This window comes from Bradyrhizobium sp. CCBAU 45389, from assembly GCF_028128625.1.
Taxonomy (GTDB): domain Bacteria; phylum Pseudomonadota; class Alphaproteobacteria; order Rhizobiales; family Xanthobacteraceae; genus Bradyrhizobium; species Bradyrhizobium liaoningense_B.
Genome location: NZ_LBIY01000002.1, coordinates 755,752 through 779,453 on the forward strand (window position 1 = coordinate 755,752; position 23,702 = coordinate 779,453).

The 23,702-nt window shown below is 66.4% G+C and carries 22 protein-coding genes and 2 riboswitches; of the genes, 10 read left to right on the forward strand and 12 right to left on the reverse strand.

From position 1 onward, the window contains the following. Positions 1-7 precede the first annotated feature (7 nt). Entirely contained in the window at positions 8-1,048 is a 1,041-nt protein-coding gene (locus XH79_RS03275; protein ID WP_271580640.1) for a Bug family tripartite tricarboxylate transporter substrate binding protein, read from the forward strand. Positions 1,049-1,075: 27 nt separating this feature from the next. Here XH79_RS03275 and hydA read toward each other — a convergent pair whose 3' ends face one another. Genes hydA through XH79_RS03300 form a run of 5 tightly spaced genes read right to left on the reverse strand, consistent with a single transcriptional unit; the run spans position 1,076 to position 5,853 of the window. Continuing rightward, entirely contained in the window at positions 1,076-2,485 is a 1,410-nt protein-coding gene (gene hydA, locus XH79_RS03280) for a dihydropyrimidinase (RefSeq protein WP_271580641.1), read from the reverse strand. An 11-nt stretch (positions 2,486-2,496) separates the two neighbouring features. Beyond that, positions 2,497-3,228: a maleate cis-trans isomerase family protein gene (locus XH79_RS03285; RefSeq protein ID WP_212344319.1), complete on the reverse strand. Its 732-nt coding sequence runs from the start codon at positions 3,226-3,228 to the stop codon at positions 2,497-2,499. 9 nt (positions 3,229-3,237) lie between these two features. Further along, on the reverse strand, positions 3,238-4,014 hold the full coding sequence (locus tag XH79_RS03290) for an ABC transporter ATP-binding protein (protein WP_100231001.1): 777 nt from the start codon (positions 4,012-4,014) through the stop codon (positions 3,238-3,240). Then, positions 4,014-4,865 carry an ABC transporter permease gene (locus XH79_RS03295; RefSeq protein WP_271580642.1) on the reverse strand — a complete coding sequence of 284 codons (852 nt, stop codon included), beginning with the start codon at positions 4,863-4,865 and terminating at the stop codon, positions 4,014-4,016. The genes XH79_RS03290 and XH79_RS03295 overlap by 1 nt, the downstream gene beginning before the upstream one ends. Next, positions 4,849-5,853: an ABC transporter substrate-binding protein gene (locus tag XH79_RS03300; RefSeq protein ID WP_271580643.1), complete on the reverse strand. Its 1,005-nt coding sequence runs from the start codon at positions 5,851-5,853 to the stop codon at positions 4,849-4,851. Before XH79_RS03300 ends, XH79_RS03295 begins: the two co-directional genes overlap by 17 nt. Positions 5,854-5,982: 129 nt before the next feature. Here XH79_RS03300 and XH79_RS03305 point away from each other — a divergent pair, with 129 nt between their 5' ends. Next, the gene (locus XH79_RS03305; RefSeq protein ID WP_271580731.1) at positions 5,983-6,762 is read left to right on the forward strand and encodes a GntR family transcriptional regulator; all 780 of its coding nucleotides are present in this window, start codon (positions 5,983-5,985) and stop codon (positions 6,760-6,762) included. A gap of 2 nt (positions 6,763-6,764) precedes the next feature. After that, the gene (locus tag XH79_RS03310) at positions 6,765-7,514 is read left to right on the forward strand and encodes an aspartate/glutamate racemase family protein (protein ID WP_271580732.1); all 750 of its coding nucleotides are present in this window, start codon (positions 6,765-6,767) and stop codon (positions 7,512-7,514) included. Here XH79_RS03310 and XH79_RS03315 read toward each other — a convergent pair whose 3' ends face one another. Then, on the reverse strand, positions 7,515-8,834 hold the full coding sequence (locus tag XH79_RS03315; protein ID WP_271580644.1) for an amidase: 1,320 nt from the start codon (positions 8,832-8,834) through the stop codon (positions 7,515-7,517). It abuts the gene before it with no gap. 157 nt (positions 8,835-8,991) lie between these two features. Between XH79_RS03315 and XH79_RS03320 the strand changes: the two genes are divergently transcribed. The 4 genes from XH79_RS03320 to XH79_RS03335 are packed head-to-tail and all read left to right on the forward strand — an operon-like array spanning position 8,992 to position 12,839. Beyond that, positions 8,992-10,086 carry an ABC transporter ATP-binding protein gene (locus XH79_RS03320; RefSeq protein WP_271580645.1) on the forward strand — a complete coding sequence of 365 codons (1,095 nt, stop codon included), beginning with the start codon at positions 8,992-8,994 and terminating at the stop codon, positions 10,084-10,086. A gap of 24 nt (positions 10,087-10,110) precedes the next feature. Then, positions 10,111-11,157: an ABC transporter substrate-binding protein gene (locus XH79_RS03325; protein ID WP_271580646.1), complete on the forward strand. Its 1,047-nt coding sequence runs from the start codon at positions 10,111-10,113 to the stop codon at positions 11,155-11,157. A gap of 3 nt (positions 11,158-11,160) precedes the next feature. Then, a complete protein-coding gene (locus XH79_RS03330; protein WP_212344292.1) occupies positions 11,161-12,024 on the forward strand; it encodes an ABC transporter permease in 864 nt (287 codons plus the stop codon). Then, positions 12,024-12,839 carry an ABC transporter permease gene (locus XH79_RS03335; protein ID WP_271580647.1) on the forward strand — a complete coding sequence of 272 codons (816 nt, stop codon included), beginning with the start codon at positions 12,024-12,026 and terminating at the stop codon, positions 12,837-12,839. Before XH79_RS03330 ends, XH79_RS03335 begins: the two co-directional genes overlap by 1 nt. Positions 12,840-13,067: 228 nt before the next feature. Here XH79_RS03335 and XH79_RS03340 read toward each other — a convergent pair whose 3' ends face one another. Further along, complete coding sequence (locus XH79_RS03340) at positions 13,068-13,403, reverse strand: hydroxyisourate hydrolase (RefSeq protein ID WP_271580648.1); 336 nt, start codon at positions 13,401-13,403, stop codon at positions 13,068-13,070. A gap of 26 nt (positions 13,404-13,429) precedes the next feature. On the opposite strand from XH79_RS03340, the gene XH79_RS03345 reads away from it, so the two are divergent. Together XH79_RS03345 and XH79_RS03350 are read left to right on the forward strand one after the other, a co-directional pair. After that, positions 13,430-14,626, forward strand: coding sequence for an MFS transporter (locus tag XH79_RS03345; RefSeq protein WP_271580649.1), 1,197 nt, complete (start codon positions 13,430-13,432; stop codon positions 14,624-14,626). Continuing rightward, a complete protein-coding gene (locus XH79_RS03350; protein ID WP_271580650.1) occupies positions 14,607-15,974 on the forward strand; it encodes an amidase in 1,368 nt (455 codons plus the stop codon). The genes XH79_RS03345 and XH79_RS03350 overlap by 20 nt, the downstream gene beginning before the upstream one ends. Before the next feature lie 153 nt (positions 15,975-16,127). Here the strand turns inward: XH79_RS03350 and XH79_RS03355 are convergent, their stop codons facing one another. Both XH79_RS03355 and XH79_RS03360 read right to left on the reverse strand, forming a co-directional pair. Further along, positions 16,128-17,549: a PepSY domain-containing protein gene (locus tag XH79_RS03355; RefSeq protein WP_271580651.1), complete on the reverse strand. Its 1,422-nt coding sequence runs from the start codon at positions 17,547-17,549 to the stop codon at positions 16,128-16,130. 12 nt (positions 17,550-17,561) lie between these two features. Continuing rightward, positions 17,562-19,916, reverse strand: coding sequence for a TonB-dependent receptor (locus tag XH79_RS03360; RefSeq protein ID WP_271580652.1), 2,355 nt, complete (start codon positions 19,914-19,916; stop codon positions 17,562-17,564). Positions 19,917-20,031: 115 nt separating this feature from the next. Then, a riboswitch (cobalamin riboswitch) is annotated at positions 20,032-20,233 on the reverse strand. Between the two features lie 72 nt (positions 20,234-20,305). Between XH79_RS03360 and XH79_RS03365 the strand changes: the two genes are divergently transcribed. Then, positions 20,306-20,878 (forward strand): histidine phosphatase family protein, encoded by a 573-nt coding sequence (locus XH79_RS03365; protein ID WP_271580653.1) that lies wholly within the window; start codon positions 20,306-20,308, stop codon positions 20,876-20,878. Here the strand turns inward: XH79_RS03365 and cobT are convergent. From cobT to XH79_RS03380, 3 genes are read right to left on the reverse strand one after another with little or no spacing between them, the layout of a single operon-like run. Then, positions 20,871-21,923, reverse strand: coding sequence for a nicotinate-nucleotide--dimethylbenzimidazole phosphoribosyltransferase (cobT, locus tag XH79_RS03370; RefSeq protein WP_271580654.1), 1,053 nt, complete (start codon positions 21,921-21,923; stop codon positions 20,871-20,873). The two genes, XH79_RS03365 and cobT, sit on opposite strands and share 8 nt — an antisense overlap. Positions 21,924-21,933: 10 nt before the next feature. Continuing rightward, positions 21,934-22,683 carry a precorrin-6A synthase (deacetylating) gene (gene cobF / locus XH79_RS03375; protein WP_271580655.1) on the reverse strand — a complete coding sequence of 250 codons (750 nt, stop codon included), beginning with the start codon at positions 22,681-22,683 and terminating at the stop codon, positions 21,934-21,936. Positions 22,684-22,722: 39 nt separating this feature from the next. Further along, the gene (locus tag XH79_RS03380; protein ID WP_271580656.1) at positions 22,723-23,400 is read right to left on the reverse strand and encodes an energy-coupling factor ABC transporter permease; all 678 of its coding nucleotides are present in this window, start codon (positions 23,398-23,400) and stop codon (positions 22,723-22,725) included. Positions 23,401-23,437: 37 nt separating this feature from the next. Beyond that, positions 23,438-23,657: riboswitch (cobalamin riboswitch) on the reverse strand. Positions 23,658-23,702: the final 45 nt, after the last annotated feature.

A 23,702-nucleotide genomic window follows, 5' to 3' on the forward strand; every position in this document is an offset into this window, starting at 1 on the left:
GTCCGAGATGACACGGTTCGATCGCAGCAACATCACGGACAGCGTTCAGCAGCAGAACGAGGGCTTTCGTCCCGATCGCAGATCGCTGCTCGCGCTCGGAGGCGGCGCCCTGCTCGCAGCCGCCGGAATGCGGACCGCGAACGCACAGGACTATCCCGCCCGCCCGGTCCAGGTACTCGTGCCCTTTGCCGGCGGCAGTGCCAGCGACGTCATCACGCGCATCCTGCTCAACCGCATGTCCACGTCACTGGGACAGGCCTTCGTGGTCGACAATCGCCCCGGCGCCGGCGGCAATATCGGCACCGCGGCCGCGGCGCATGCGGCCCCTGACGGTTACACCTTGCTGATGAGCACCTCCGGCCCGCTGGCCGCAAACAAGTCGCTCTACAAAGAGCTTCCTTACGATCCGCTCAGGGATCTCGCCCCGATCGGCCTGTTCGCCACGATGCCGAATGTCATCGTGATCAATTCGAAGCTGCCGCCGAAATCGCTGGCCGAGCTGATCGACTACGCGAAAGGACATCCCCGCGAGCTGAACTACGGCACGGTCGGGGTCGGCTCGTCGCAGCATTTGTCGGCCGCCTATTTCGAGCAGCTCACGGGCACCGAGCTCACGCACGTTCCCTACCGCAACATCGCCGCCTACACGCCGGACTTCATCGCAGGGCAAGTGCCGCTCGGCTTCCAGCTGCTGCCGAACGTCCTCGGCCTGATCAAGAGCGGCGATGCGCGCCCGCTCGCGGTGGCCAGCGACAAGCGCATGACGGCGCTGCCTGATGTGCCGACCGCGGCCGAGGCCGGCCTGAAAAATTACGAGAGCGCCGCCTGGCTTGCGATGCTGGCGCCGGCCAATACCGACAAGGCCGTGATCGACAAGCTCTACAAGGCGATGATCGAAGCCGTGAGCGATCCGAAGGTGCGCGCCCTCTTCGTCGAGCAGGGCGCCGAGCCACTGGTGATGGACCCCAAAGGCCTGACGAATTACATGACCGCCGAGACCACCAAATGGGCCGGGATCATCAAGAAGATCGGCATCGAGCCGATGTGATCGGTCACATCGAGCCGATGTGACCGATCACACCAGGCTCGACTTGCCGCGGCTCAGCACCTCGCCCGCGCCCTTGTCGCCGACGATCTTGCCCTGTTCGTAGACGACGCGGCCGCGGGCAATGGTCGTGACGGGCCATCCGGTGACATCAAAACCTTCCCACGGCGTGTAGTCCGCACCGTGGTGCAGGTCGGCCTGCTGGATTTTCTTCTTCAGCTTGGGGTCCCACAGCACGACATCGGCATCGAAGCCGACGCCGATCGAGCCCTTGCGCGGATAGAGGCCGTAGATGCGGGCGTGGTTGGTCGCGGTCAGCTCGACGAATTTCTGCAAAGTAATGCGGCCCTTCGAAACACCTTCCGAGAACAGGATCGGCAGCCGCGTTTCGACACCGGGAATGCCGTTCGGCACCCAGCGGAACGAGGTGCGGGCGTTCGGCGTCAACTTGCCCTTGGGATCGTCATAGCGGAACGGGCAGTGATCGGACGAGAAGGTCTGGAACACGCCTGTCGTGATGCCTTCCCAGATCGCCTGCTGGCTTTCGACATCGCGCGGCGGCGGCGAGCAGACATATTTCGCGCCCGTGATGTCCATGTTGAGGCCCTTCATGTCGTCGGCCGTCAGCGTGATGTATTGCGGACAGGTCTCCGCATGAACAGGCAGGCCACGCTGCTGGGCCCAGCGCACCTGCTCCATCGCCTCGCGTCCGGAGACGTGCACGATCATGATGGGAACGCCGATCACCTCGGCATGGCTGATGGCACGGTGCGTCGCCTCGCGCTCGACCGCCTGTGGCCGCGAGGTGCCGTGATAATAGGGCGCGATGTGGCCCTCGCGCTCGAGCTTGCTGGTGAGGAAGCGGATGGCGTCGTAGCCCTCGCAATGGACCATCACCAGCGCCTCCTCGCGGCGCGCGACCTCGAACACTTCGAGCAGCTGCTTGTCGCTGAGCACGAGGTCGTCATAGGTCATGAACACCTTGAACGAGGTGTAGCCGTCCTTGACCAGCGCCGGCAGCTCCTGCCCGAGCACGACCGCGGTCGGGTCGGAGATGATGAGGTGGAACGCGGTGTCGATATAGCATTCGCCCTCGGCGAGCTTGCGATAGTTCTCGACGCAGGTCCGCAGCGACGTGCCCTTTTCCTGCAGCGCAAAGGGCAGCACCATGGTGTTGCCGCCGGCCGCCGCCGAGCGCGTCGCCGAGGCAAAGTCGTCGGCCATGACCACGTCGGGGCCCGAGGCTTGCGAGATGTGAACGTGGCTGTCGATGCCGCCCGGCAGCGCCAGCAGCCCCGTCGCGTCGATCTCGCGCGCCGCGCCTTCGATGCGCTCGGCAATGCTGACGATGCGGCCGTCGCGAATGCCGATATCGGCGCGAAACTCGTCGCTGGCCGTCACGATGGTGCCGCCGCGAATGGCGAGATCGAGCTGGGTCACTTGCGTCTCCGTCACTTGATGACCGCTGATGTCTGGAATATTCGGCCCCAGTCCGCAAGGGCCGTAACGTCGCCGCCGGCGAGGCCGAGGGTCCGCCACAGCGTCACCGCGACCGAGTCGAGCACGGCAATGTCCAGCTCCCGCTCCAGCGTGGCCGCAAGCGCCGCGCCGTCGAGATTGGTGCAGAGGATGACGATGGCGTCGGCGCCCTCCGCCGCCACGGCGCGGATCATGTCCGCGATCGTCGCCGGCGCGACCTCGCCAAAGGAAAAGTTGTCGCGCAAGCCGAGATGCCGCTCTGCGTGCGGGGCGATCCCCTCCTCGGCCCAGACATTGCCGATGCGCCGCTGCACGTCGTCCGTATAAGGCGAGACCAGGCCGACGCGCTTGGCGCCGAGCGCGCGGGCTGCGTCGATAGAGGCGAGCGTCGACGTCGTCGCGGGCACACCGGTGCGTGCCGTGATCGCCTCGCACAAGCTGCGGTCGCGGCCGATGCCGAGCCAGCTTGCGGAGGTGCCATTCCAGGCGATCGCATCGACCTTGGCATCGGCCAGCAGATCCGCCGCGGGCAGCATCGCGGAGGCATCGAACTGGCTCAACGCGGCGGCGTCGAGCGCGATCTCGGTGACGCGGAAGCGCGAGAAATGCGCGGTGACGCCAGAAACGTCGTGCAGCATCGTGCTGGTGACGGGCTCGAGCACCGAATTGGAGGACGGCGTGATCATGCCGAGGCGTTTGCGCATGGCGATACCTTACGACGCCTGCGCAAGGCGCGTCGACTCCTCCCGGATCAAAGCCAGGATGTGGCGCTTGGCGTCGTTGAATTCGGGGCTGGTGATGTCGCGCGGGCGCGGCAGGTCGAAATTGACGGCCTCGCGGATCCGGCCCGGCCGCCTGGTCATCACCACGATCTTGTTGCCGAGCACCAGCGCCTCGTCGACGCTGTGGGTGACGAACACGATGGTGCAGCGGCGCTTTTGCCAGATCGCGACCAGCTCCTCCTGCATTTCGAGCTTGGTCTGGGCGTCCAGCGCCGCGAACGGCTCGTCCATCAGGATCACGCTCGGGTTCATTAGCAGGGCGCGGGCGATGCCGACGCGCTGGTTCATGCCGCCGGACATCTCTGAAGGGTGGTGATGCTCGAAGCCGCGCAGGCCGACGAGATCGATGAACTCCATGGCGCGATCGTAGCGCTCGGCCTTGGCGACGCCCTTGAGCTTGAGGTGGAAGGCGATGTTGTCGATCGCCGTCAGCCACGGCATCAGGGTCGGCTGCTGAAACACCACGCCGCGGTCCGAGCCCGGCCGCTCCACCTGCTTGCCGTCCACCAGCGTACGGCCGGAGGTCGCCTGCTCGAACCCGGCGATGATGTTCAGGAGTGTCGACTTGCCGCAGCCGGAGGGGCCGAGCAGGCAGACGAAATCATTGGCCTCGATGTCGAGATTGATGTTGTCCAGCGTCAAGAGGTCACGGCCGCGCCGCTTGTCGGAGAACACCTTGACGATGTTGCGAAGCTCGATTGCCGCCATCAGCCCGCCCTGCCCTGCACGGTGGTCGTCTGCTGCCAGCGCAGCGTGCGCGCCATGATCGCCTTGAGGCCGAGGTCGGAGAGATAGCCGAGCAGCCCGATCGAGATCATCGCGGCGAGCACGATGTCGTAGCGCAGGAAGTAGTAAGAATCCCACAAGACGTAGCCGAGGCCGCTCTTCACCGCGACCATCTCGGCCGTAACAGTCAGCATCCAGGCCGAGCCGACCGCGATGCGCAGGCCGGCGAAGATCGAAGGCAGCGCCGCCGGCAGCACGATGTCGGTCAGCATCTGCCGGCCATTGGCGCCCATCATCGCGCCGGCGCGCACGAGATTGTGGTCCACCGTCTTGACGCCATGGATGCTGTTCATCAGCACGGGAAAAAAGGCGCCGAGGAAGACGAGGAAGATCGCCGGCTTGTCGGCGATGCCGAACCAGATGATCGCGAGCGGAATCCAGGACACCGGCGGAATCGGGCGCAGCATCTGCAGCGTCGGCTCCAGCGTCTTCTCGAACAGGCGCGACCAGCCGATCGCAACGCCTGCGAGGATGCCGAGGAGGCTCGCCAGCGCAAAGCCGCCGAACACGCGAAGCGCGCTGGCGAGCGCGTCGCGCAGCCAGTGCCCGGAATAGGTCTGCGTGGTCTCGTCGAAGCCGAACACCCAGTCGCCGAGCGCATGCAGCACCGCGCTCGGTGCCGGCAGCAGCGCGGGCGGCAGCATGCCGCTGCGGGCAAACGCTTCCCAGCCCGCGATCAGCAGCGCGGGCACGACGAGGCGTTCGAGCCCCTGGAATGCCCGCGTCAGCCGGAACGCCGGCCTGGCGGCCGAGACGTCAGTAACCGAGGTCATTCCTAGCCTTTCCCGTGGCCTGCTCCAGGAACGAATAGTCCATGTTCTTCTCCGCTTCCGCGGAGACGTCCTTCGAGATGTATTTGAGGTCGCGCATCATCGCGGCGATCGCCAGCGTTTGCGAGCGATGGATCGCGGGATCGGGCGAGGCATTCTTCAGCGCCTCGGTCGCCACATTCTTGTCGAGGCCGGTGAGCTTGTTGATGACCTCGATCCACGGCGCCTTGTCGGCGATCAACTTGTTGTCGAGCTCGACCACGGCGCTGACGACGCCCTGCACGCCGGCGCGCTGGCTCGCGATCACGTCGGAACGGGTGACGATCAGATTGGTCAGATTGCCCGCAGCCTGCTCATACGGCAGCACGAAATGCTTGCCGGCGCCGGCGAGGCGAATCTGCGAGGCGAACGGCTCGACCGAGCAGATCATGTCGACCTCGCCGCGCTGGAGCGCTGCGAGATGGTCGGACGGATTGGGAATGTTGATGAACTGGATGTCCTTGTTGGGATCGACGCCCTGCTTGAGGAACGCGCCGCGCATGTGGATGTCCTGCGCATTGCCGCGGGACGCCGCGACCTTCAGCGGCTGGCCGTCGCTCTTCGCCTTCGCAACGGTCGTCTTGAAGGTGGCCCAGTCCTCAGGGGGCAGGCTCAGCTTCGCGGACGACAGACATTCCGAGCCGCCGTTGATCTGGCCCGAGACGGCGACGACGTCAAAACCTTTGTCGAGCGCGGTGATGTAGTGGAGATAGGTCACCTGCGCGATGTCGATGCTCTTCGACACCAGCGCGGTGAGCACGTCATTGCCCGAGTTGAAGCCGGTGGCCTCGACCTCGACACTCTTCGCCATGCCCGGGATCAGCGACATCGGCAGGCAGTGCGCGCATTTGGCGTAGCCGAGCTTGATCTTCGCGACTTGCGCCGAGGCGAGATTGCTGCCGCCAAGCACTGCCGCCATCACCACGAGGCCCAGTCGCAAACTCGTCCGCATCGCTTACTCCGTTTCGAAGGCGCGGGATCTCGCGCGTCGGAAACGATCATCCGCCGCCCTTCGCCGCGGCGCAATCCGATTTTTGCATGCTGCATACAATTTGCGCTCTATGCCATTGTTTTCAGCGAGATACGTCGATATTTTGGGCAAGCCAAGGGGCCGGAAACGGCTAAGATCAACCTGAGAAGCGAGGCACGCGTGCAGCCAAAACCGGAAGCGCCGAAGGGACGAAAATCGCCCAAACTCAAGCGGATGGGCCTGCATGAGCGCGCCGCCGCGCGGATGCGGACGATGATCATCCGCGGCGAGCTGCCGCCGGGATCGCAGACCCAGGAGACCAGGCTGTCGAAGGAGCTCGGCGTGTCGCGCACGCCCTTGCGCGAAGCGATGAAGGTGCTCGCCGCCGAAGGCTTGATCGAGCTTCGCCCCAACCGCAGCCCGCGCATTGCCGATATCGCGGTCGACGGCATCTCGGAATTGTTCGAGGCCCTCGCCGGCATCGAGCGGCTCGCCGCTGAGCTTGCCGCAGTGCGCGCCACCGAGCGCGATCTCACCCGCCTGCGCACGCTGCAGACCCGGATGGAAGGGCATCACCGCAACGGCAAGCTCGACGACTATTTCGCCATCAACGGCGAGATCCACAACACCATCGTCCGCATGGCGCGCAACACGCCGCTGCGCGAGGCGCACGAGACACTGATCTCCCGCGCCGAACGCGCGCGTTATCTCGCGCTCGGGGCCGACAGGCGCTGGAGCAATTCGGTCGACGAGCACGCCGATATCCTGGCCGCTCTCGAAGCGCGCGACGGCGAAGCGGCCGGCCGCCTGCTCGGCGCCCATGTCGCGCGGACCGGCACGGCGCTGCTCGAAGTGCTCGCCGCCTCTCAAGCCAAGCGGACGGCGGCATGACCATGAAGCTGCTGCTGCTCAACCCCAACACCAGCACCGAGGTCACGCAGCTGATGCTGGGTGTCGGGCAGCGCGCGGCCTCACCAGGCACCGAGCTGATCCCCTGCACCGCGACCCGCGGCGTGCCCTATATCGCGACGCGCACGGAGGCGCAGATCGGCGGCGCCATCGCGCTGGAGATGCTGGCCGAGCAGCACAAAAAGGTCGACGCCGCGATCATCGCGGCGTTCGGTGATCCCGGCCTGTTCGCCGCGCGCGAAACTTTCGACATTCCCGTGGTCGGCATGGCGGAAGCGGCGATGCTGACGGCGTGCATGGTCGGGCGCCGCTTTGCCATCGTCACCTTCGCCCAGGCGCTGGGTCCCTGGTACGAGGAATGCGTCCGCGCCCACGGGCTGTGGGAGCGCTGCGCCGGCATCCGCATGCTCGATACGCCGTTTCAGGCGATCTCCGAGGTCGGCACCGAGAAGGAGGATGTGCTCGTCGAGCTCGCCCAGCGCGCCATCGTCGAGGACGAGGCCGATGTGCTGATCTTTTCGGGCGCCCCGCTCTCCGGCCTTGCCGAGCGCGTCGCCGACCGCATCCCCGTCCCCGTGGTCGATCAGGTCATCGCCTCAGTGAAGCAAGCCGAAGCGCTGCATGCGCTGCGCCTGCGCAAGGCAACGGCGGGAACGTATCGCCGGCCCGCTGCGAAACCGACCATCGGTCTTGCCGACGCGCTTGCCGCCCGGCTCGAGCATCGCGACAGCTGATCAGAGCGGCGGCCGGCGATGCGAAAAACCCAGTTCGTTCTCGAGGATACGGCCGAAGGCAAACAAGCGGGATTCGCGTCCCGGCGGTGCGATGATCTGGATGCCAAAGGGCAGCTCATGCTCCCCTCGCCGCACCGGCAGGGTCAGCACCGGGAAACCAACCAGCGACACGATGAAGGTGACGGCGAGATAATCGATCGGCGTTTCCATCGCCGTCCCATCGATGGCGGTGACGTCACTGATCTCATTCGGCCAGGGAAAGACGGACGCGGCCGGTGCGACCAGGAAATCGGTGCGGCTGAACAGCTCGCGAAAGCTGCGGTAGATCGCGGTGCGGCGCCGTTCGGCGTTCAAATAGTCCTCCGCGGACAGGTTTGCGCCGGCCTCGATATTCCAGATCACCGTCGGCGTGAGCTCCGCCCGCCGGGTCCTCAGCAACTCGCCATAGCTGCTCGCGATGTGCGCGGCGCGCAGCATGCGGAATGTCTCAATCGCGCCGCCGCAATCGGGCGAGGACGGCACCAGATCGACAACGCCGCTCAAAGCCTCGCAAGCTGCAGCGAAGCGCGCACGCACCTCGCGAGAAACGGGCGCGACGCCGAAATCGGGCGTGACAGCAATCCGGGGACGATCGGCGATGGGTCGATCATCACCGGCGCCGCCGAGCGAGAGTGGATCATCCGCATCGCTGCCGGCGCAAACCGACAGCGCGAATTCGAGATCGTCGACACTGCGCGCGAGGAAACCGTGGGTCGCGAGCATGTCCCAGCCGAGCGGCCGGCGCGGCGACGGGATGCGGCCGGGCGTCGGCCGGATCGAGGCGACGTCGCAGAAGCTGGCGGGCGTGCGTACCGAGCCGCCGAAATCGGTGCCGTGCGCCAGCGGCACCATGCCGGCCGCGACCGCGACGGCGGAGCCGCCGGACGATCCCCCGGAGGTCAGCGCGGGATCGAACGGATTGCGCGTCGGCCCGCGCAATCTGTTGGTGCAGACCGCACCGAAGCCGAACTCCGGCGTGTTGGTCTTGCCCAAAATGATCGCGCCGGCGCGCCGCAGCCACGCCACGACGAGATCGTCCTCGGCCGGGACGTGATCACGGAACAGCACGGATCCATAAGTCGTCGCAAGTCCCGCAGTGTCGGTGAGGTCCTTGATCGCGATGGGCACGCCATGCAGCGGACCGATCGGCGCCGGTGCCGCATCGCAGATCTGCGCGGCGCGGCGGGCGCCGTCCGCATCGACCGTCACGAATGCCGCCAATCGGGTGTCGAGGCTCGCAATCCGCGCAAGATGCGCCTCAATCGCCTCGCGAGACGACACTTCGCCCCTCGCAATGGCACGCGCAAGCCCCATAGCCGTGAGGTCGCATATCGATCGATCCGCTTTCATCGGGTCACCATGCCAAAACGCTCGCCGAAAAGCGACAGGCGCGGGCACAAGACTTGCTTTCTCCTCTGGGACAACGGGAGGCAATACCATGGCTGAAACGCAAGGCGGCCGATCGCTCGTCGTCGACGCGGTCACCCACCGGTATCCAAGTGGCGCGCTCGCGGTCGAGAACATCAATCTCGACATCAAGGGCGGCGAGATCATCGCCCTGCTCGGCCCGTCCGGCTGCGGCAAGACCACGCTCCTGCGCATCATCGCCGGCTTCATCGCGCAGACGCAAGGGCGGATCATCATCGGCGACGACATCGTCGATGCGCTGCCGCCGAACAAGCGCGCGGTCGGCATCGTGTTCCAGAACTACGCGCTGTTTCCCCATCTCAGCATCAGCGAGAACGTCGCCTACGGCCTCGCCGCCCGCGGCGTCGACAAGGCCGCGCGCCAGCGCGAGGCGCAGCGCCTGCTGGAGCTGGTGCAGCTGCCTTCTATGGCCGAGCGGCTGCCGCGGCAGCTCTCCGGCGGCCAGCAGCAGCGCGTTGCGCTCGCCCGCGCGCTCGCGATCAAGCCGTCGATCCTGCTGCTCGACGAGCCCTTCGCCGCGCTCGACAAGAATCTGCGGCTCGACATGCAGATCGAGGTCAAGCGGCTGCAACGCGTGTCCGGCATCACCACGCTGATCGTGACGCACGACCAGGAAGAAGCACTGTCGATGGCCGATCGTGTCGCCGTGCTGAGCCACGGCAAGCTCGAGCAGTTCGGCTCGCCGTCGGACGTCTACGACCGCCCGCAGACGCTGTTCGTCAACACTTTCGTCGGCTCCACCAACCGCATGCCGGGCGTCGTGGTCTCGGCGGACCGCACGGCGGCGAAGGTGCGGCTCGATGCCGGCGCGGAGATCATCGCGCGGCCCGCGGGCGGTACGCTCAGCGAAGGCGGCCGCGTCACCGTCTGCATCCGCCCCGAGCATCTGCAATTCGTCGGCGACGAGACCGGCTTTGCCGGCGTCGTCGGCATGTCGTTGCCGCTGGGCGCCACCGTCGTGCACGAGGTCACCACCGCCGACGGCTCCGGCGTCAAGGTCTCGCAGGCGCGCATCGGCGAGACGCGCGCGCTGGAGAATGGCGCCGCCGTGCGCCTTGCGCCGCTCGCGCCATCGCTCGCCAACGCCTTTCCCGCAACGCTTTAGATCCAGTCCAGAGGGGAGTTCGACATGATCATGAACCGCAGAAGCCTGCTAACCACGGCGCTGACACTCGGGGCCATGAAGGCGTTTCCAGGCCTGAGCTACGCCCAGGCCCGCCCGCTGGTGTTTGCGACCTTCACCGGAAGCTGGGAGGAAGCGCACAAGGCCGTGCTTGTGCCCGCATTCCGCAAAGCCAATGCGGACGCCGCGATGGTGCTCGATCCCATGCTCTCGGTCGACCAGATCGCCAAGGTCAACGCCGCCAAGGCCAATCCGCCAATCGACGTCATGCTGCACGATCCCGGCCCCGCCCTCGTCGCCATCGGCCAGGACCTGGTCGAGCCCTATCCGGTCGAGAAGAGCGCCTATTACAAGGACCTGATCACTGAAGCGCAGGAGCCGATGGGCCCCGCCCCGTTCTTCCAGGTCGTCGGCCTCACCTACAATCCCGAAGCCGTCAAAACGCCGCCGACCTCGTGGGCCGATCTCTGGAAGCCCGAGTTCAAGGGCCGCGTCGGCATCACCAACCTCAACTCGACGCTCGGCACCGGCTGGCTGGTCGAGATCGCCAAGATGCGCGGCGGCTCCGAGGCCAACGTCGATCCAGGCTTCAAGGCGCTGGAGGAGCTCAAGCCCAATCTCGCCGCCGTCGCCGCCAATCCCGGCGCGCTCGCGACCCTGTTCCAGCAGGGCCAGATCGACATCTCGCCCGGCAATTTCAACGCCATCCAGATCCTCAAAGCCCGCGGCGTGCCGGTCGAGTTCGTGGCGCCGAAGGAAGGCGCCATCGCCTTCAAGACCACGATCCACATCGTCAAGAACTCGCCCAACCGCGAGCTCGCCTTCAAGCTGATCGAGGCGGCGCTGACGCCGGAGGTGCAGACCACGCTGATGAACCCGCCCTACCTGATCGTGCCGACCAATTCCAAGGTGACGATGGGCGGCGAGATCGCGCGCGTGCTGGCCAAGGACACGGCCGAGCTGAAGAAGAAGTTCGTGTTCCAGGACTGGAAGAAGATCAACGAGCAGCGCTCGGCCTGGATCGAGCGCTTCAACCGCGAGATCAAGATCTAGATCATGGGCGCAGCACCGGCATCACGGGACGTCACGTCCTACGGAATGGGATTGGCAGCACCGCTGGCGCTGTTCTTCCTGCTCTTCTTCGTCGCGCCGCTGCTGCAACTGCTCTGGCTCTCGCTGCACAACGACACGGCCGGGCTCCATTGGGGGCTCGGCCAGTACCTGCACTTCCTCACCGATCCCTTCAGCCTGGGCGTGCTCGGCTCAACGCTGCTGCTGGGCGCCGAGGTGACGGCGGTGTGCCTCGTGCTCGGCTTTCCCATCGCCTGGCTCTACCAGCGGGTCGGACCGAAGCTCCAGACCATCATCATCCTGATCGTGCTGCTGCCGCTTCTGACCAGCGTCGTGGTGCGCACCTTCGCCTGGATTGTCATCCTGGGGCGCCAGGGCATCATCAACGCGACGCTGCAATCCCTTGGCATCATCGATACGCCCTTAAAACTGCTCTACACCCAGTTCGGCGTGGTGATCGCGCTGGCGCAGGTGCAGATGCCCTTGATGACGCTGCCGCTGATCACCGCGCTCGGCCGCATCGATCCCAATCTCGACGATGCCTCCTGCTCGCTCGGCGCCGGAAGCTGGCGCACCTTCTTCCGGATCGTGCTGCCGCTGTCGCTGCCCGGCGTCATTGCCGGCTGCACGCTGACCTATGCCGCCGCCATCACCGCCTTCATCACCCAGTCGCTGGTCGGCGGCGGGCAGATGCTGTTCATGCCGATGTATCTCTACCAGCAGGCCTCGACCTTGCAGAACTGGCCGTTTGCGGCCGCGATCTCGATCATCTTCCTGCTCGCCGTGCTCGCGGTCGTCTCGGTCTTCACCACGCTCGGCCGCATGTCGCGCGGCTATGGAGGCGCATGATGAGCGGCCGCAAGCGCACTCTTGAGGCGATCAGCTTCGAGCTCGTCATGACCGTGATCGCGGTGATTGCGCTTGTCATCATCATCGCGCCGTCGCTCGTGGTTCTGATCGTTTCCTTCACCAGCGGCTTCTCGCTGCGCTTCCCGCCACCCGGCTATTCGCTGCGCTGGTACGCCGAGCTGTGGAATGCCTGGCAGCTGCATTTCGCGGCTAAGAACAGCCTGATCGTGGCGCTGTGGGCGACCGGCCTGTCCGTCACCCTCGGCGTTGCCGCGGCGCTCGCGATCTCCAGGTCGCGGACGCTGTCGGCGCGGCTGCTCGATTCCCTCTTCATGTCGCCGCTGGTGCTGCCGGCGCTGGCCTTCGGCCTTGCCGCCCTGATGCTGTTCTCGCTGGTCGGCCTGCCCGTGTCGCCGCTGACGCTGGTGATCGGCCACACCGTGGTCTGCGTGCCCTATGTCGTGCGCAACACGGTCGCAGCGCTGGCCCAGCTCGAGCCGACCCTGCTCGAAAGCTCGGCAGTGCTCGGCGCGAGCCGCCTCTACACCTTCCGCCGCATCGTGCTGCCGCTGATCCGGCCAGGCATCATCGCCGGCGCCTTCATCGCCTTCATGTCGTCCTTCGACAACGTGCCGGTGTCGCTGTTCCTGCGCGATGCCGCGACCGACATGCTGCCGATCCGGATGTGGCAGGATCTCGAAGGCAAGCTGGATGTCACCATCGCCGCGCTGTCGAGTGTGCTGATCATCGCCACCGTCGTGCTGGTCGCGGTGATGGAGCGCGTCACTGGGCTGTCGCGGCGACTGACGAACTAAGAGCTGATAGGCTGAGCCTCGCCGGGGAGGATTATCGCATATGAGTTAGTAAGGCCTGAGCAAGCGCCTCGTCCTTCGAGACGACCGCTCCGCGGTCTCCTCAGGATGAGGCTTGGCGGCAGTTTTGCCTGCCGAACTACCGCCACGTACTCCGTCCTCATCCTGAGGGCCCGCCGGAGGCGGGCGTCTTCGAAGGATGGCCGCAGGCAAGCTTCCCGCCACGTTTTTCTAGGCTCCGCGGAACAGCGAATAACCCCAGCGCGTGAATTTCAGCGGCAGATGAAAATGCTCCTCAACGTTCTTGATGCGGAAGCGGAACGGCGTCACGGTCAGGAAGCCGTCGCGCTCGCCAAAGAACTCGCCGAGATGAAACAGCACCTCATACTCGCCCGCCGTCACGCCTGCGCCTTGCGCAACGGAATGATCAAGCACGCCATTGGCACCGAGCCGCCCGTCGGCGATGCGCTGGGAATCCGGATCGATCCGCCAGATCTCGACGCGCAGTCCCTGCGCGGGCCGTCCGCTCGCCACATCGACCGCGTGAATGGAAATGCCGCCTGCCACAATGTTCCTCCCATGAGCACGCCGCCATGGTAGACGGAAACACGGCCCTTCGGCCAGCACCCGCGTTGCTGCCGGCCCTGGGGGCGATGACCGCGCTTCAGGCCCTCGTCGCGCTCGCCTTGTTCGCGCCCGGCGTGGTCGCGCCCCGCGCCCATATCGAGGTCTGGCAGCTCTCGATGTTCTCCTGCGCGGTGTTCGCGGTCGGCATCCCCGCCTCGTTCTGGGGCGGCGGCTTCATCGCGCGCCTTGGCTCGCTGCGGATCGCAAGTCTCTGTGCGGCGGCCATCGTCGCCGGCATGGCATTGGCCTCGCTCGGATCGAGCGCCGCGTTGCTGGCCGCGGGCCTCTGCCTCGGCCTTGCCATGGGACCCGAGACGCCCGCAAGCGCAGCGCTGCTGGCACGGCTCGTCACCGCCGAGCGGCGCGCCTTCGTCTTCTCGGTGCGCCAGACCGGCAACCAGATCGGCGCGGTCTGCGGCTCGCTGGCCCTGCCCGCGATCGCGATCTCGCTCGGGCCGTCCTGGTGCTATGCATTGGTGGGCGTCTGCGCGCTGCTCGCGATCGTGATGTTCGAATGGTTGCGGCCGGCCTATACCGGCAAGGTCGCCCCGCCGCCAAAGCTCGATCTACGTGCCCGGCTGGCGCTGGTGACCGCGGACCGGCGGATCGCGATGCTGGCGCTGGCCTCGATGCCGTTCAGCGCGATGCAGGTGTCCCTCAACACGGTCTTCGTCACGCTCGGCACACGCGAGCTCGGCCTCAGCCATATCGAGGCCGGCATGGCGCTCGCCTGCGCGCAAGCCGGCGGCCTGGTCGGCCGTCTCGGCTGGGGCTATGTCGCGATGCGCCTCGACGCCTCCCGCGCCGTGCTCGTCGTCATCGGCCTCGGCATGGCCTTCTGTGCCGCGCTGCTGGGCCTTGATGGCGCATCGCTCGGCCGCAGCGAACAATTCATCGTTGCCGCACTGTTCGGCCTGACGGCGTCGGGCTGGAACGGCGTCTTTATCGCCGAGATCGCCCGCCTGGCACCACAGGACCGGATCGGCGAGACCACCGGCGCAGTGCTGACCGCGTCCTATGCCGGCCTGCTGGCGGCGCCGGCGCTGGTGTCGATCTTCGATGGCGTGGCCGGCCTTGGCGCGGCGTTCTTCGCCTTGGCCTGCCTCGCTCTCTGCGGCACAGTGGCGCTGATCTGGGGAGGCCATGACAAAGCCAGCACATAGCGCCCGCGAGATTGCGGCCGATGTCGCGGCTGGACGGACCAGCGCCGTCGAGACCGCAAAGGCCGCGCTCGCACGGATCGAAGCAGCCAAGGCGCTGAACGCGGTGGTCACGACCGATCCCGCACGCACACTGGCCGACGCGGCGGCGGTCGACGATCGCCTGCGTGCCGGCGCGACGATGCCGCTCGCCGGCGTCCCCGTTATCGTCAAGGACAACATCTGGGTCGGCGGCTGGCGCGTGACGCAGGGCTCGCGCCTGTTTGCCGATTTCATCGCGCCACGCGATGCCATTGCGGTCGAGCGCCTGCGCAAGGCCGGTGCTGTCATCGTCGGCACCGGTGCGACGTCGGAATTCGCCAGCAAGGGCGTCACCACCTCGCAGCTGTTCGGGCCAACGCGGCATCCGCTCGATCCCGCGTTGACACCGGGCGGCTCATCGGGCGGCCCGGCCGCTGCGGTTGCGGCCGGCCTCGTGCCGCTCGCGATCGGCACCGATGCGGGCGGCTCGAGCCGCAGGCCGCCGGCCCATGTCGGCGTCGCCGGCTTCAAGCCGTCCTACGGCGCAATCCCCTATGGGCCCGGCTTCGCCGAACCGTTCTTCGGCCTCTCCGTGATCGCACCGATCGCCACTGACGTCGCCGACATCGCGCTGGCCTTCGAGGCCATGGCCGGCACCGATCCACGCGATCCGGATTCGGCTGTCATCACGCAAGAGGCCGAGGACATCGCCGGCCTTCGCATCGCCTTCTCGCCGCGCCTCGGGCTCGACGTTGCGGTCGACGACGTCGTCGCCAATGGGCTGGTTTCCGTCATCGCCCGTCTCTCCGCCGCCGGCCTGCGCATCATGCAGCGCGATCCCGTCTGGCCGGCGGGCGCGACGGAAGAGGCCATCATGCCGCTCCAGCATGCCGGCCTCGCTGCACTCTATGGCGACACCTTCCTCAAGGATGCGACTATCTTCGATCCCGACATCGCAAGGCAAATCGAGCGAGGACTGTCGTGGACGAGCACAGACGTTGGGGGAGCGTTGATCGCGAGCGCGGCGATCGCCAATGCCTTCGCGGCCTTCTTCACCGAGGTCGACCTGCTGCTCACGCCGACCGTCCCTTGTGTCGCCTGGCCGTTCACCCAGCTCGGGCCCGACACGATCGGCGGCCGCGCGGCGAGCCCGCGCGCGCATGCGGTGTTCACGCCGTTCATCAATCATGCCCGCCTGCCGGCGATCTCGCTTCCATGCGGGACCGACGCAAACGGGCTTCCGTTCGGCCTCCAGATCATCGCCCGCCGCGGTCAGGACCGCACGCTGCTGCGCGCGGCGCGGCAGATCGAGGCGCAGCTGCGGGCGTAGCTTCGAGCACGCGGCTATTTCGGAATAATAGCAATATACCCCTGTTTTGCCCGACGGGTCAAATCGCGGCGATGCCTGCGTAAGCCGTTGATTCCATTATGGCCGGCTACTGTGCATGGGGTTGTTTTCACACTTTTTGTTTGTCGGGCTCCCCTAGCTGGCGAAAGACAGACGCAGCCGCCGCCAGCCGATGACGATTCCGGTGATCGAGAACACCAGCCCGAGCGCGCAAAGGCCGACGATCAGCACATCGCGCAAGCGCGGATGCGCCATGAGGATCGGAAAATCGAGCGTGTGCAGCGCGCTATAGAACCAGCGATAAGCCCGCCGCGACGCATCCAGCCTTTGCAGCACGCGGCCATCGGCGCCGTCGATGTCGAACCAGACATCACCGCACCGCGAGCGGTAGACGGGCGCCCCGGGGACGGCGGACTGTGCGGGATAGTCGTCGTTACCCGCGAGGATGGAGGGCGCGTCGCAGCCCGTCGCAAGCCGCATCGTCAGAGTCGCGATCTCCTGTGCGCTGAGGACCGGCGACTCCGCACCATCCGGCCGCACCACAACCTGCGTGTCGAGATCAATCCGCTCGCGTCGATAGAGCTTGCCGTCGAAAGCGAACCATTCGACTTCGCGGGTCAAGGACGAGATGGGATTCCGATCGGGTGACGGGACCATCGTCCAGTCCGGCGAAGCATTGATCACGCCATCCTCGGCCGGGCTCACCTGCCCGCGCGAGAACAGCCGGCCGTGATCCATGGAGAGCCATCCGCTGAAGATCCAGGTCAGCACGAAGACGGTCGCTGCGAGGCCGATGACATGATGCAGGGCGTGCCAGCCGCGATACGGCGACGAGAGCTGGCGTCCCCGCATCTTCACACGCACGATCCCGAGCACCGCACCCAGCAAGGCTGCGAACAGGGCCAGCAGCGACAGCGTCCAGACTACGCGATCCCAGAGCTTCCAATTGCTTCTCAGGATCGTCGGATAGATCCAGTGCAGCACGCTGCCGACGAGATTCCAGCCACGCTCGCTTCGCGTCGTATCCAGCACGACCTCGCCGGTGCGCGACGAGACGTAGACCTCCGTGCCGGCCGCATCGCCGAGAGCCACGCGTAACAAGGGCCGGTGTCGATCAAAGCCGTTCGGTACGCTCCATTGGTCGTAGTCCGCATGCGCAACGACCGCCGCCTGCGCGGCATCGAGCCCGCGTTGACGCGCATGCGTACCCGCGATGGCGAGCGCGACCTCAGGCGACCGCACCGAGGCATCCTGCCCATCAGCAGCCCGAACCGCGCTCAGGCGCGAGGGCCCTGACACGACGTAGACCGGCCCATCGCTCCCTTGGATCAAGCGCACACGCGTAGCATCGGCGATCCCGCTCGCAATCACCGCATCGGCAACCGTCATGGTCGCCTGCGCGCGCCCCACCGGCGCCAGGCCGGCAACCCGCTCCGCTTCCGTCAGCGACGGAAACGGAACGAAGTGCATCACGATTCCGGTTGCGAACCACATCGCGAACAGCAGGCAGAATGCGACCCCGAGCCAGCGATGCAGCAGGACGATCGCGCCCATCATGCGGTCAGCGCCCTACCATTTGAACGCCGCCGAGATCTCGTAGGTGCGCGGCGCGCCCAAGAGGATCTGGTCGGGATAGAACGGATCGCCCCAGATCGCGTAGCGCTTGTCGGTGAAGTTGCGCACCCGGAAGGTCAGGCGGGCCTGGTCGACGGCATTGAAGACGGTCTTCGGGATATCGACGAAGGCATAGACGTCGCCGACCGTGTAGGCGTTCATCGTCACCGTGTTGGCGTCGGTGTTGTAGCGATCGCCGACGTGCCGGCCGACGATGCCGAGCTCCACCGGCCACGGCGTGAAGAAGCGATACGACGCGCCGGCATTCGCGACGATGCGCGGCACGTTCGGCGGCGTGTTGCCCGAGAACGAGCCGCCGGCGAAATTATAGTCGGCATAGCGCGCATCGACATAGGCGATGTTGCCCCACAAACGCAGCGGATCGATCGGCCGCACCGCGGCGGCGAGCTCGACGCCCTTCGATTCCTGCCGCCCGGCGATATTGAGCGCCTGCCCGCCGGCCGCCGCATAGACGTTCTTGCGCAGGATATCGTAGGCCGAGAACGACCACTCCGCCCTATTGTCCCAGAACAGATGCTTGACGCCGGTCTCGTAGGTGCGCGACGTCGTCAGGTCCAGCGGCTGGGTCGGCAGCAACAGGAAGATGTTGTTGGCGGAAACGTCCGCGCCGGTCGCATACTGGCTGAAGAAGGTCAGGCCGGGCACGGCCTCCCAGGTGTAGCCGATGCGTCCCGTCACCGGCGCCCAGTCCTTCGTGAACGGGAAGCCCGCCTTCACCAGGCCGTTGACGTCGGTCGAGTTGCGGTCGAGCCCGATATGCTCGACGCGCAGCCCGCCGACCAGCGCGAAGCTGCGCGTCAGCTTGAGCCGGTCCTCGAACGACAGCGCCTCGTTGTCGATGCGCGCGGTCTGCTGCTGCGTCGTGAGCAGGCCGTAGAAGCCGCGGTCAGGATCGACCAGCGAAACGGAGTCGCCGGGGAAGTTTGCGGCGCCCGGCCTGACAAAATCGAGGTAGCTCGACGAGAGCGTCGTGACCATCCGGTTGTCGAAGCCGGCGATGTTCGCATCCCATATCAGGTCGGTGATGTTGCCGACCAGCCGCTGGCTATGCGCAACATAGAAGCGCTCGCGATCGACCAGGTTCGTACCAGAGTTGAATGCCTCGACCTCGTTGTTGAACCAGGTGCGCTCTGCGCCGTAGCCATAGGCCTGGCTCTTCAAGGTCAGGTCGGGCGCGAGCTTCAGTTCAAAGCCGCCGCGCAGCCAGACTTCCTGCCCCACGTTGCGGTTGTCGAGAACGTTGTAGTTGGTGTTGAAGGTTCGATCGTCGATGGTGACCGCACCGAGATTGGTCTTGTTGTAGTTTGAGACGTAGTTGCCCGAGACAATCCCCGTTGTCGCATGCGAGCCGCTGAAGGCGACCGGCACCAGCGGCGCGCCCCAATAGGCCTTCCCGCGATCCTCGCGGTACTCGATCGCGCCCCAGACCTTGAGGCTGTCGGAGATGCGGTAGTTGAGCTGGCCGGAGACGTCGAACGTCTTGGTATAGGTGTCGTCGACAAAACCGTTGAGCGAGGAGCGGCTGATGTCGAAGCGGTAGTCGAGGCCTTGAACGTTGGTGCTGCCGCCCGAGCCGTAATGCGCACGGAACGAATTCAGGGAGTCGTACGAGACGTCCGCTTCGTTCCGGATCGCTCCGGTGTGCGGTTGCTTGGTGACGAGGTTGATCGCGCCGCCGGCGGCGCCCTCGCCCGAGATCAGCGAGGCCGGACCCTTCAGGAATTCCACGGCTTCCAGGTTGGCCGTGTCCATGATCCGCGAGGTCATGTTCTGCGGGCCGATCTTGATGCCGTTGTAGAGCGTGTTGATCTGGCTGTTGGTGAAGCCGCGCATCGAGAAGCCCGCCGGCTCCCCCGGGGCGTCGCCGGAGGTCACGCCGACCGCTCCTTGCGCCACCTCGGACACGGTGCGATAGCCCTGCTCGCGCATGGTCTGGGCCGAGATGACTTCGACGGTCGCCGGTATCTCCCGCACGGTCAGCCCAAGGCGCGAGGCGCTTTCCGCCACCACATTGGTGTTGAGCGGCGTCTGCGCGGCTGCGGCCGGCACGGTGGGTTTTGGCGCGACCGATGCCGCCGCAGGTCTGCGCGCTGCCGCGCGGCGCGTGCTCTGGGCTTCCCGGGCGGCCGGTTTGGCCGGCTTGCGAGATTGGGGCGATACCTCGATCGGCGGCAGGGCTTCGCGGGCCTGCTGCGCCAGTGCAGCAGGCACATCGAGAACGGCAAAGGACGTGAGCGCGGCAGAGGCAAGCAGGACGCTGCGCGGTCGTACGATACGGATGGAAGACACGGGTCTAGACCTCGGTATGACGTCAGTGGCACGTCACAGCGAACGAGGTCTCACCCCGGGCTTGTCAGCCCTACGATGAAGCCGAATGTCTGTACTCCCCGACCGACATCTTCGCGTGTGACCACGGCTGACGGCAGGTCTCCTGGCTCGCGGGTCACGACCGCTTCGTCGCCTTCCCGGGACCGAGGACCCAGTGGCTTCTGACGAAGGATTATCCGCTCACAGTTGCGGGGGCAGCCACGGCATTGGGGACAATTTCCCCGCACCGCATTCCCTTTTCATCCCCTCTCGGGGAAACCGTCGCGAGCATCTAGGATTACCAGCAAGACAGAGTCAATGTACCAGTTGCAGCGTTATTGCCACAGCGATCAACTTCCCTGGAGATAAGTATGGAAGGCCCGACCTTCCTCTGGCTGATCCGACATGCACCCGTCGACGGCGTCAAAGGAACGATCCATGCCGCCGATGCACCGGCGGACCTGACCGACCGCGCGCAACTGGAAGCGCTGCGGTCGCGCCTGCCGCGGGATGCTGCGAGCTATGCGAGCCCTGCGCGGCGCACGATCGAGACGGCGCGCGCGCTGGGGCTCGAACCGGTGTTGATGAGCGAATTCGGCGAGCAGGATTTCGGCGACTGGACCGGCCGGCGGCATGACGAGCTCGCAACGAGCAGTGGCGAGGCCTACACACAATTCTGGAGCGACCCTGCGCACCTGAGACCACCGGGCGGCGAGAGTTTTGGGGATCAGGTCGCGCGCGTCCGCCTGGGCCTGTCGCGGATCGGAGCCGGCTCCGCAACGCTCGTCGTGCATTCCGGCACCATCCGTGCCGCGCTCTGCATCGCGCTCGATCTCACACCGGAAGCGGCGTTGCGCTTCGTGATCGATCCGCTGTCGCTGACCAGGATCGATCGGCTCGCGGCCGGCTGGCGGGTGGTGTCCGTCAATCAGCGGGTCAGCTAGGCCGATCCGGCACATTGGCCTGCGCGAAGGTCGCCATGCCGTTATGGAGCGCGCAGGCCGACCGCACCAGCGGCAGAGCGATGGCGGCGCCCGATCCCTCCCCGAGCCTGAGATCGAGGCTGATCAGCGGCTGCACGTTCAATGCGCGCAGCACCAGCCGATGCCCCTGCTCGGCCGATTGATGCGAGGGCAGCAGGAATGGCTGGCACGACGGATTGAGCCGCACCGCCGCCAGCGCCGCGACCGACACGATGAAGCCGTCAATCAACACGGGGATGCGGCGCTGCGCGGCCGCAATGATGGCACCCGAGATCGCCGCGATCTCGAGGCCGCCGACGGCACACAGGATCTTTTCGGGCGACGCGCCCGCAGCGCCATGACGCGCAATCGCCGTATCGATCACGCGCGCCTTGTGCGCCCGGCCGGCCGCATCGACGCCGGTGCCGCTGCCCGCGATCTCCTCGGCGCTGATCCCGAGCAGGCTCGCGGCGATCGCCGCTGACGTCGTGGTGTTGCCGATTCCCATCTCGCCGAAGATCAGGAGATCAGGCTGGCTGGCCTCGGCACGCGCAACCGCGCGCTGGCCGGCATCGAAGGCGAAAGCCAGCTCTGCAGGCGTGAGTGCGGCCTCGACGCTGAAATCGCGGGTGCCATTGCGCGGCTTGTCGGTGACGATGCCAGGCATCGCCCCCTGCGCCAGCGTGCCGGCGTCGACGACTTCCAGGCGCGAACCCAGCTCGCGCGCCAGCACCGAGATCGCGGCGCCGCCGGAAGCAAAATTCGCCATCATCGCGATGGTGACGGCTTGCGGATAGGCCGACACACCCTGCGCGACGATGCCGTGATCGCCGGCGAAGATGATGATCGGCACGCGCGCGGCGCGCGGCTGCTCGGTCGCCTGCAGGCCGGCGAGCTCGATCGCGAGCTGCTCGAGCCGACCGAGCGCGCCGGTCGGTTTTGTAAGTTGCGCCTGACGTGCGATCGCCGCGTCGCGATGGATCGCGGAGACATCGGGGCATTTCCGGGTGACCCAGTCGGGGAGCATGCTGCCTCGCTTACGGCCTGCGCTTGAGAATGTAGCTGTCCATGATCCAGCCATGCCGCTCGCGCGCCTCCTGCCGCACAGCGACGATGCGCGGACCCGCGTCAGTGAGCGGGCCGGACATCACGATCTGATCGGGCATGCCGAGATAGGCGCCCCACCAGATATACAGCCCGGCCGGATCGAGCGACTGGAACGCGGTGCCGCCGTCGAGCATCACCACCACCGTGTCGACGCCCTGCGGCCAGCCGGCCTCGCGCAAGCGACGGCCTGTCGTGACCAGAAACGGCTCGCCGATGTCGTTGAGCGGCAGCGCATGCGCCGCGCACAAGGCCTGGATCGAGGAGATGCCGGGCACGACCTCGATCTTTGGCAAGGGATTCAGCCGCCGCGCGATGCGCAGCGAGGAATCGTAGAGCGAAGGATCGCCCCAGATCAGCAGTGCGACCTTGCCGTCACCGACGAGATGGCTCGCGATCGTCTGCGACCAAGCGGCGGCCACGGCGTCGTGCCAATCGTCCACGCCCTTTCGGTAGTCAGCTTCGGTCGCGTCGCGCACCGGCAAATCGAACTCGGCAATGCGCGTCGTGTCGTTCGTGAGCACGTCAGTGCAGATCGTCCGCCTGAGATCGGCGAGATCTGATTTGGCGCTTCCCTTGCGCGGGATCAGCACGAGATCGGCCGCGTTGATCGCGCGGATCGCGGCGCGCGTGAGCTGCTCGGGATCGCCGCAACCGATGCCTATCAGGGAGAGTGTGAGCATCGGGCGTGTGGGGCGGCCATGACGGCCGCCCCTTGTCTCTTAAGCCGCGTTGTGCAGGCGCGGGGTGACGAGGCCGGGCGCGGTCACACCGCGCAGCGACTTCGCCAGCGCCAGCACGGCGAGATCGGCCAGCGGCTCGATCACGATGACGAGCGCGTAGGAGGCCGCGAAGGTCGCGATGTTGGCGAGGTTGCTCATGGCAAAGCCGGAGCCATAGAGCGCCCAGAACGCCACCCAGGCGATCACGCCGGCCTGGTAAGTCGTCGAGAGCGCCAGCGCCTGGCGATACCTGAGGTCGACATAGGCGGTGTTGCGCGAAATGATCCGTGTGGCGATCGCCTGGATCCCGAACAGCGGCACCAGCAGCGTCGTGACGTTCATGCCGTATTGCGGCAGGTCGGCGGGTTCGAACAACACGCCCTGGAGCAACAGGCCGAGCGCAAGGCCGAAGGCCGCGGGCGCAGCGCCAAACAGCAGGAACAGGGTCGAGCCGAGAATGAAGTGCACCTCGGAGACGCCGACCGGGAAGTGCGGCAGGATCTCGAAGAAGGTGAAGACGAGGGCGGTGGTGGCCAGCGTTCGCGCGGCGAACGACGTGATGCCCTGCTCGCGCACGGTCTCGGCCGCGAGCTTCAAGGCAACGCCGCCTGCGGCGATGCCGGTTGCGTAACTCAACACGAGCTTGGCGCCCGTCACGACGCCGGGTTCGATATGCATGGCTCAGTTCCTTCCTGCCGTCACACCCGACGGCCTTGGCCTCAAAACATGCACGGCCGGTCTCCTGGCTCGCGGTTCACTGGGGTTCTCCGGCCTTCCCGGACCTTGCGGCCCAGTGGCTGATCGGAGCCCCTCACCGCTTACAGTCGCGGGGGCGGCTGGGGTTTTGGGCGCCGCAACTGGGTCCGCCCATCCCCATTCCCGATTATGCTCCGGCGCTTTGCGCCGCGTCGAGCACCATGCCCCTCTTGTGTGCCCCTTTCGCGTTGCAGGCGTCAAGGGGCGAACGGCGGCAGTGGCCG

Excerpts from the sequence above, each read along its gene's own strand:
- XH79_RS03275 (WP_271580640.1), top strand. The coding sequence starts at position 8 with ATGACACGGTTCGATCGCAGCAACATCACGGACAGCGTTCAGCAGCAG.
- XH79_RS03285 (WP_212344319.1), bottom strand. The coding sequence starts at position 3,228 with ATGCGCAAACGCCTCGGCATGATCACGCCGTCCTCCAATTCGGTGCTC.
- XH79_RS03290 (WP_100231001.1), bottom strand. The coding sequence starts at position 4,014 with ATGGCGGCAATCGAGCTTCGCAACATCGTCAAGGTGTTCTCCGACAAG.
- XH79_RS03295 (WP_271580642.1), bottom strand. The coding sequence starts at position 4,865 with ATGACCTCGGTTACTGACGTCTCGGCCGCCAGGCCGGCGTTCCGGCTG.
- XH79_RS03300 (WP_271580643.1), bottom strand. The coding sequence starts at position 5,853 with ATGCGGACGAGTTTGCGACTGGGCCTCGTGGTGATGGCGGCAGTGCTT.
- XH79_RS03310 (WP_271580732.1), top strand. The coding sequence starts at position 6,765 with ATGAAGCTGCTGCTGCTCAACCCCAACACCAGCACCGAGGTCACGCAG.
- XH79_RS03320 (WP_271580645.1), top strand. The coding sequence starts at position 8,992 with ATGGCTGAAACGCAAGGCGGCCGATCGCTCGTCGTCGACGCGGTCACC.
- XH79_RS03325 (WP_271580646.1), top strand. The coding sequence starts at position 10,111 with ATGATCATGAACCGCAGAAGCCTGCTAACCACGGCGCTGACACTCGGG.
- XH79_RS03330 (WP_212344292.1), top strand. The coding sequence starts at position 11,161 with ATGGGCGCAGCACCGGCATCACGGGACGTCACGTCCTACGGAATGGGA.
- XH79_RS03335 (WP_271580647.1), top strand. The coding sequence starts at position 12,024 with ATGAGCGGCCGCAAGCGCACTCTTGAGGCGATCAGCTTCGAGCTCGTC.
- XH79_RS03345 (WP_271580649.1), top strand. The coding sequence starts at position 13,430 with ATGGTAGACGGAAACACGGCCCTTCGGCCAGCACCCGCGTTGCTGCCG.
- XH79_RS03350 (WP_271580650.1), top strand. The coding sequence starts at position 14,607 with ATGACAAAGCCAGCACATAGCGCCCGCGAGATTGCGGCCGATGTCGCG.
- XH79_RS03355 (WP_271580651.1), bottom strand. The coding sequence starts at position 17,549 with ATGATGGGCGCGATCGTCCTGCTGCATCGCTGGCTCGGGGTCGCATTC.
- XH79_RS03365 (WP_271580653.1), top strand. The coding sequence starts at position 20,306 with ATGGAAGGCCCGACCTTCCTCTGGCTGATCCGACATGCACCCGTCGAC.
- cobT (WP_271580654.1), bottom strand. The coding sequence starts at position 21,923 with ATGCTCCCCGACTGGGTCACCCGGAAATGCCCCGATGTCTCCGCGATC.
- cobF (WP_271580655.1), bottom strand. The coding sequence starts at position 22,683 with ATGCTCACACTCTCCCTGATAGGCATCGGTTGCGGCGATCCCGAGCAG.
- XH79_RS03380 (WP_271580656.1), bottom strand. The coding sequence starts at position 23,400 with ATGCATATCGAACCCGGCGTCGTGACGGGCGCCAAGCTCGTGTTGAGT.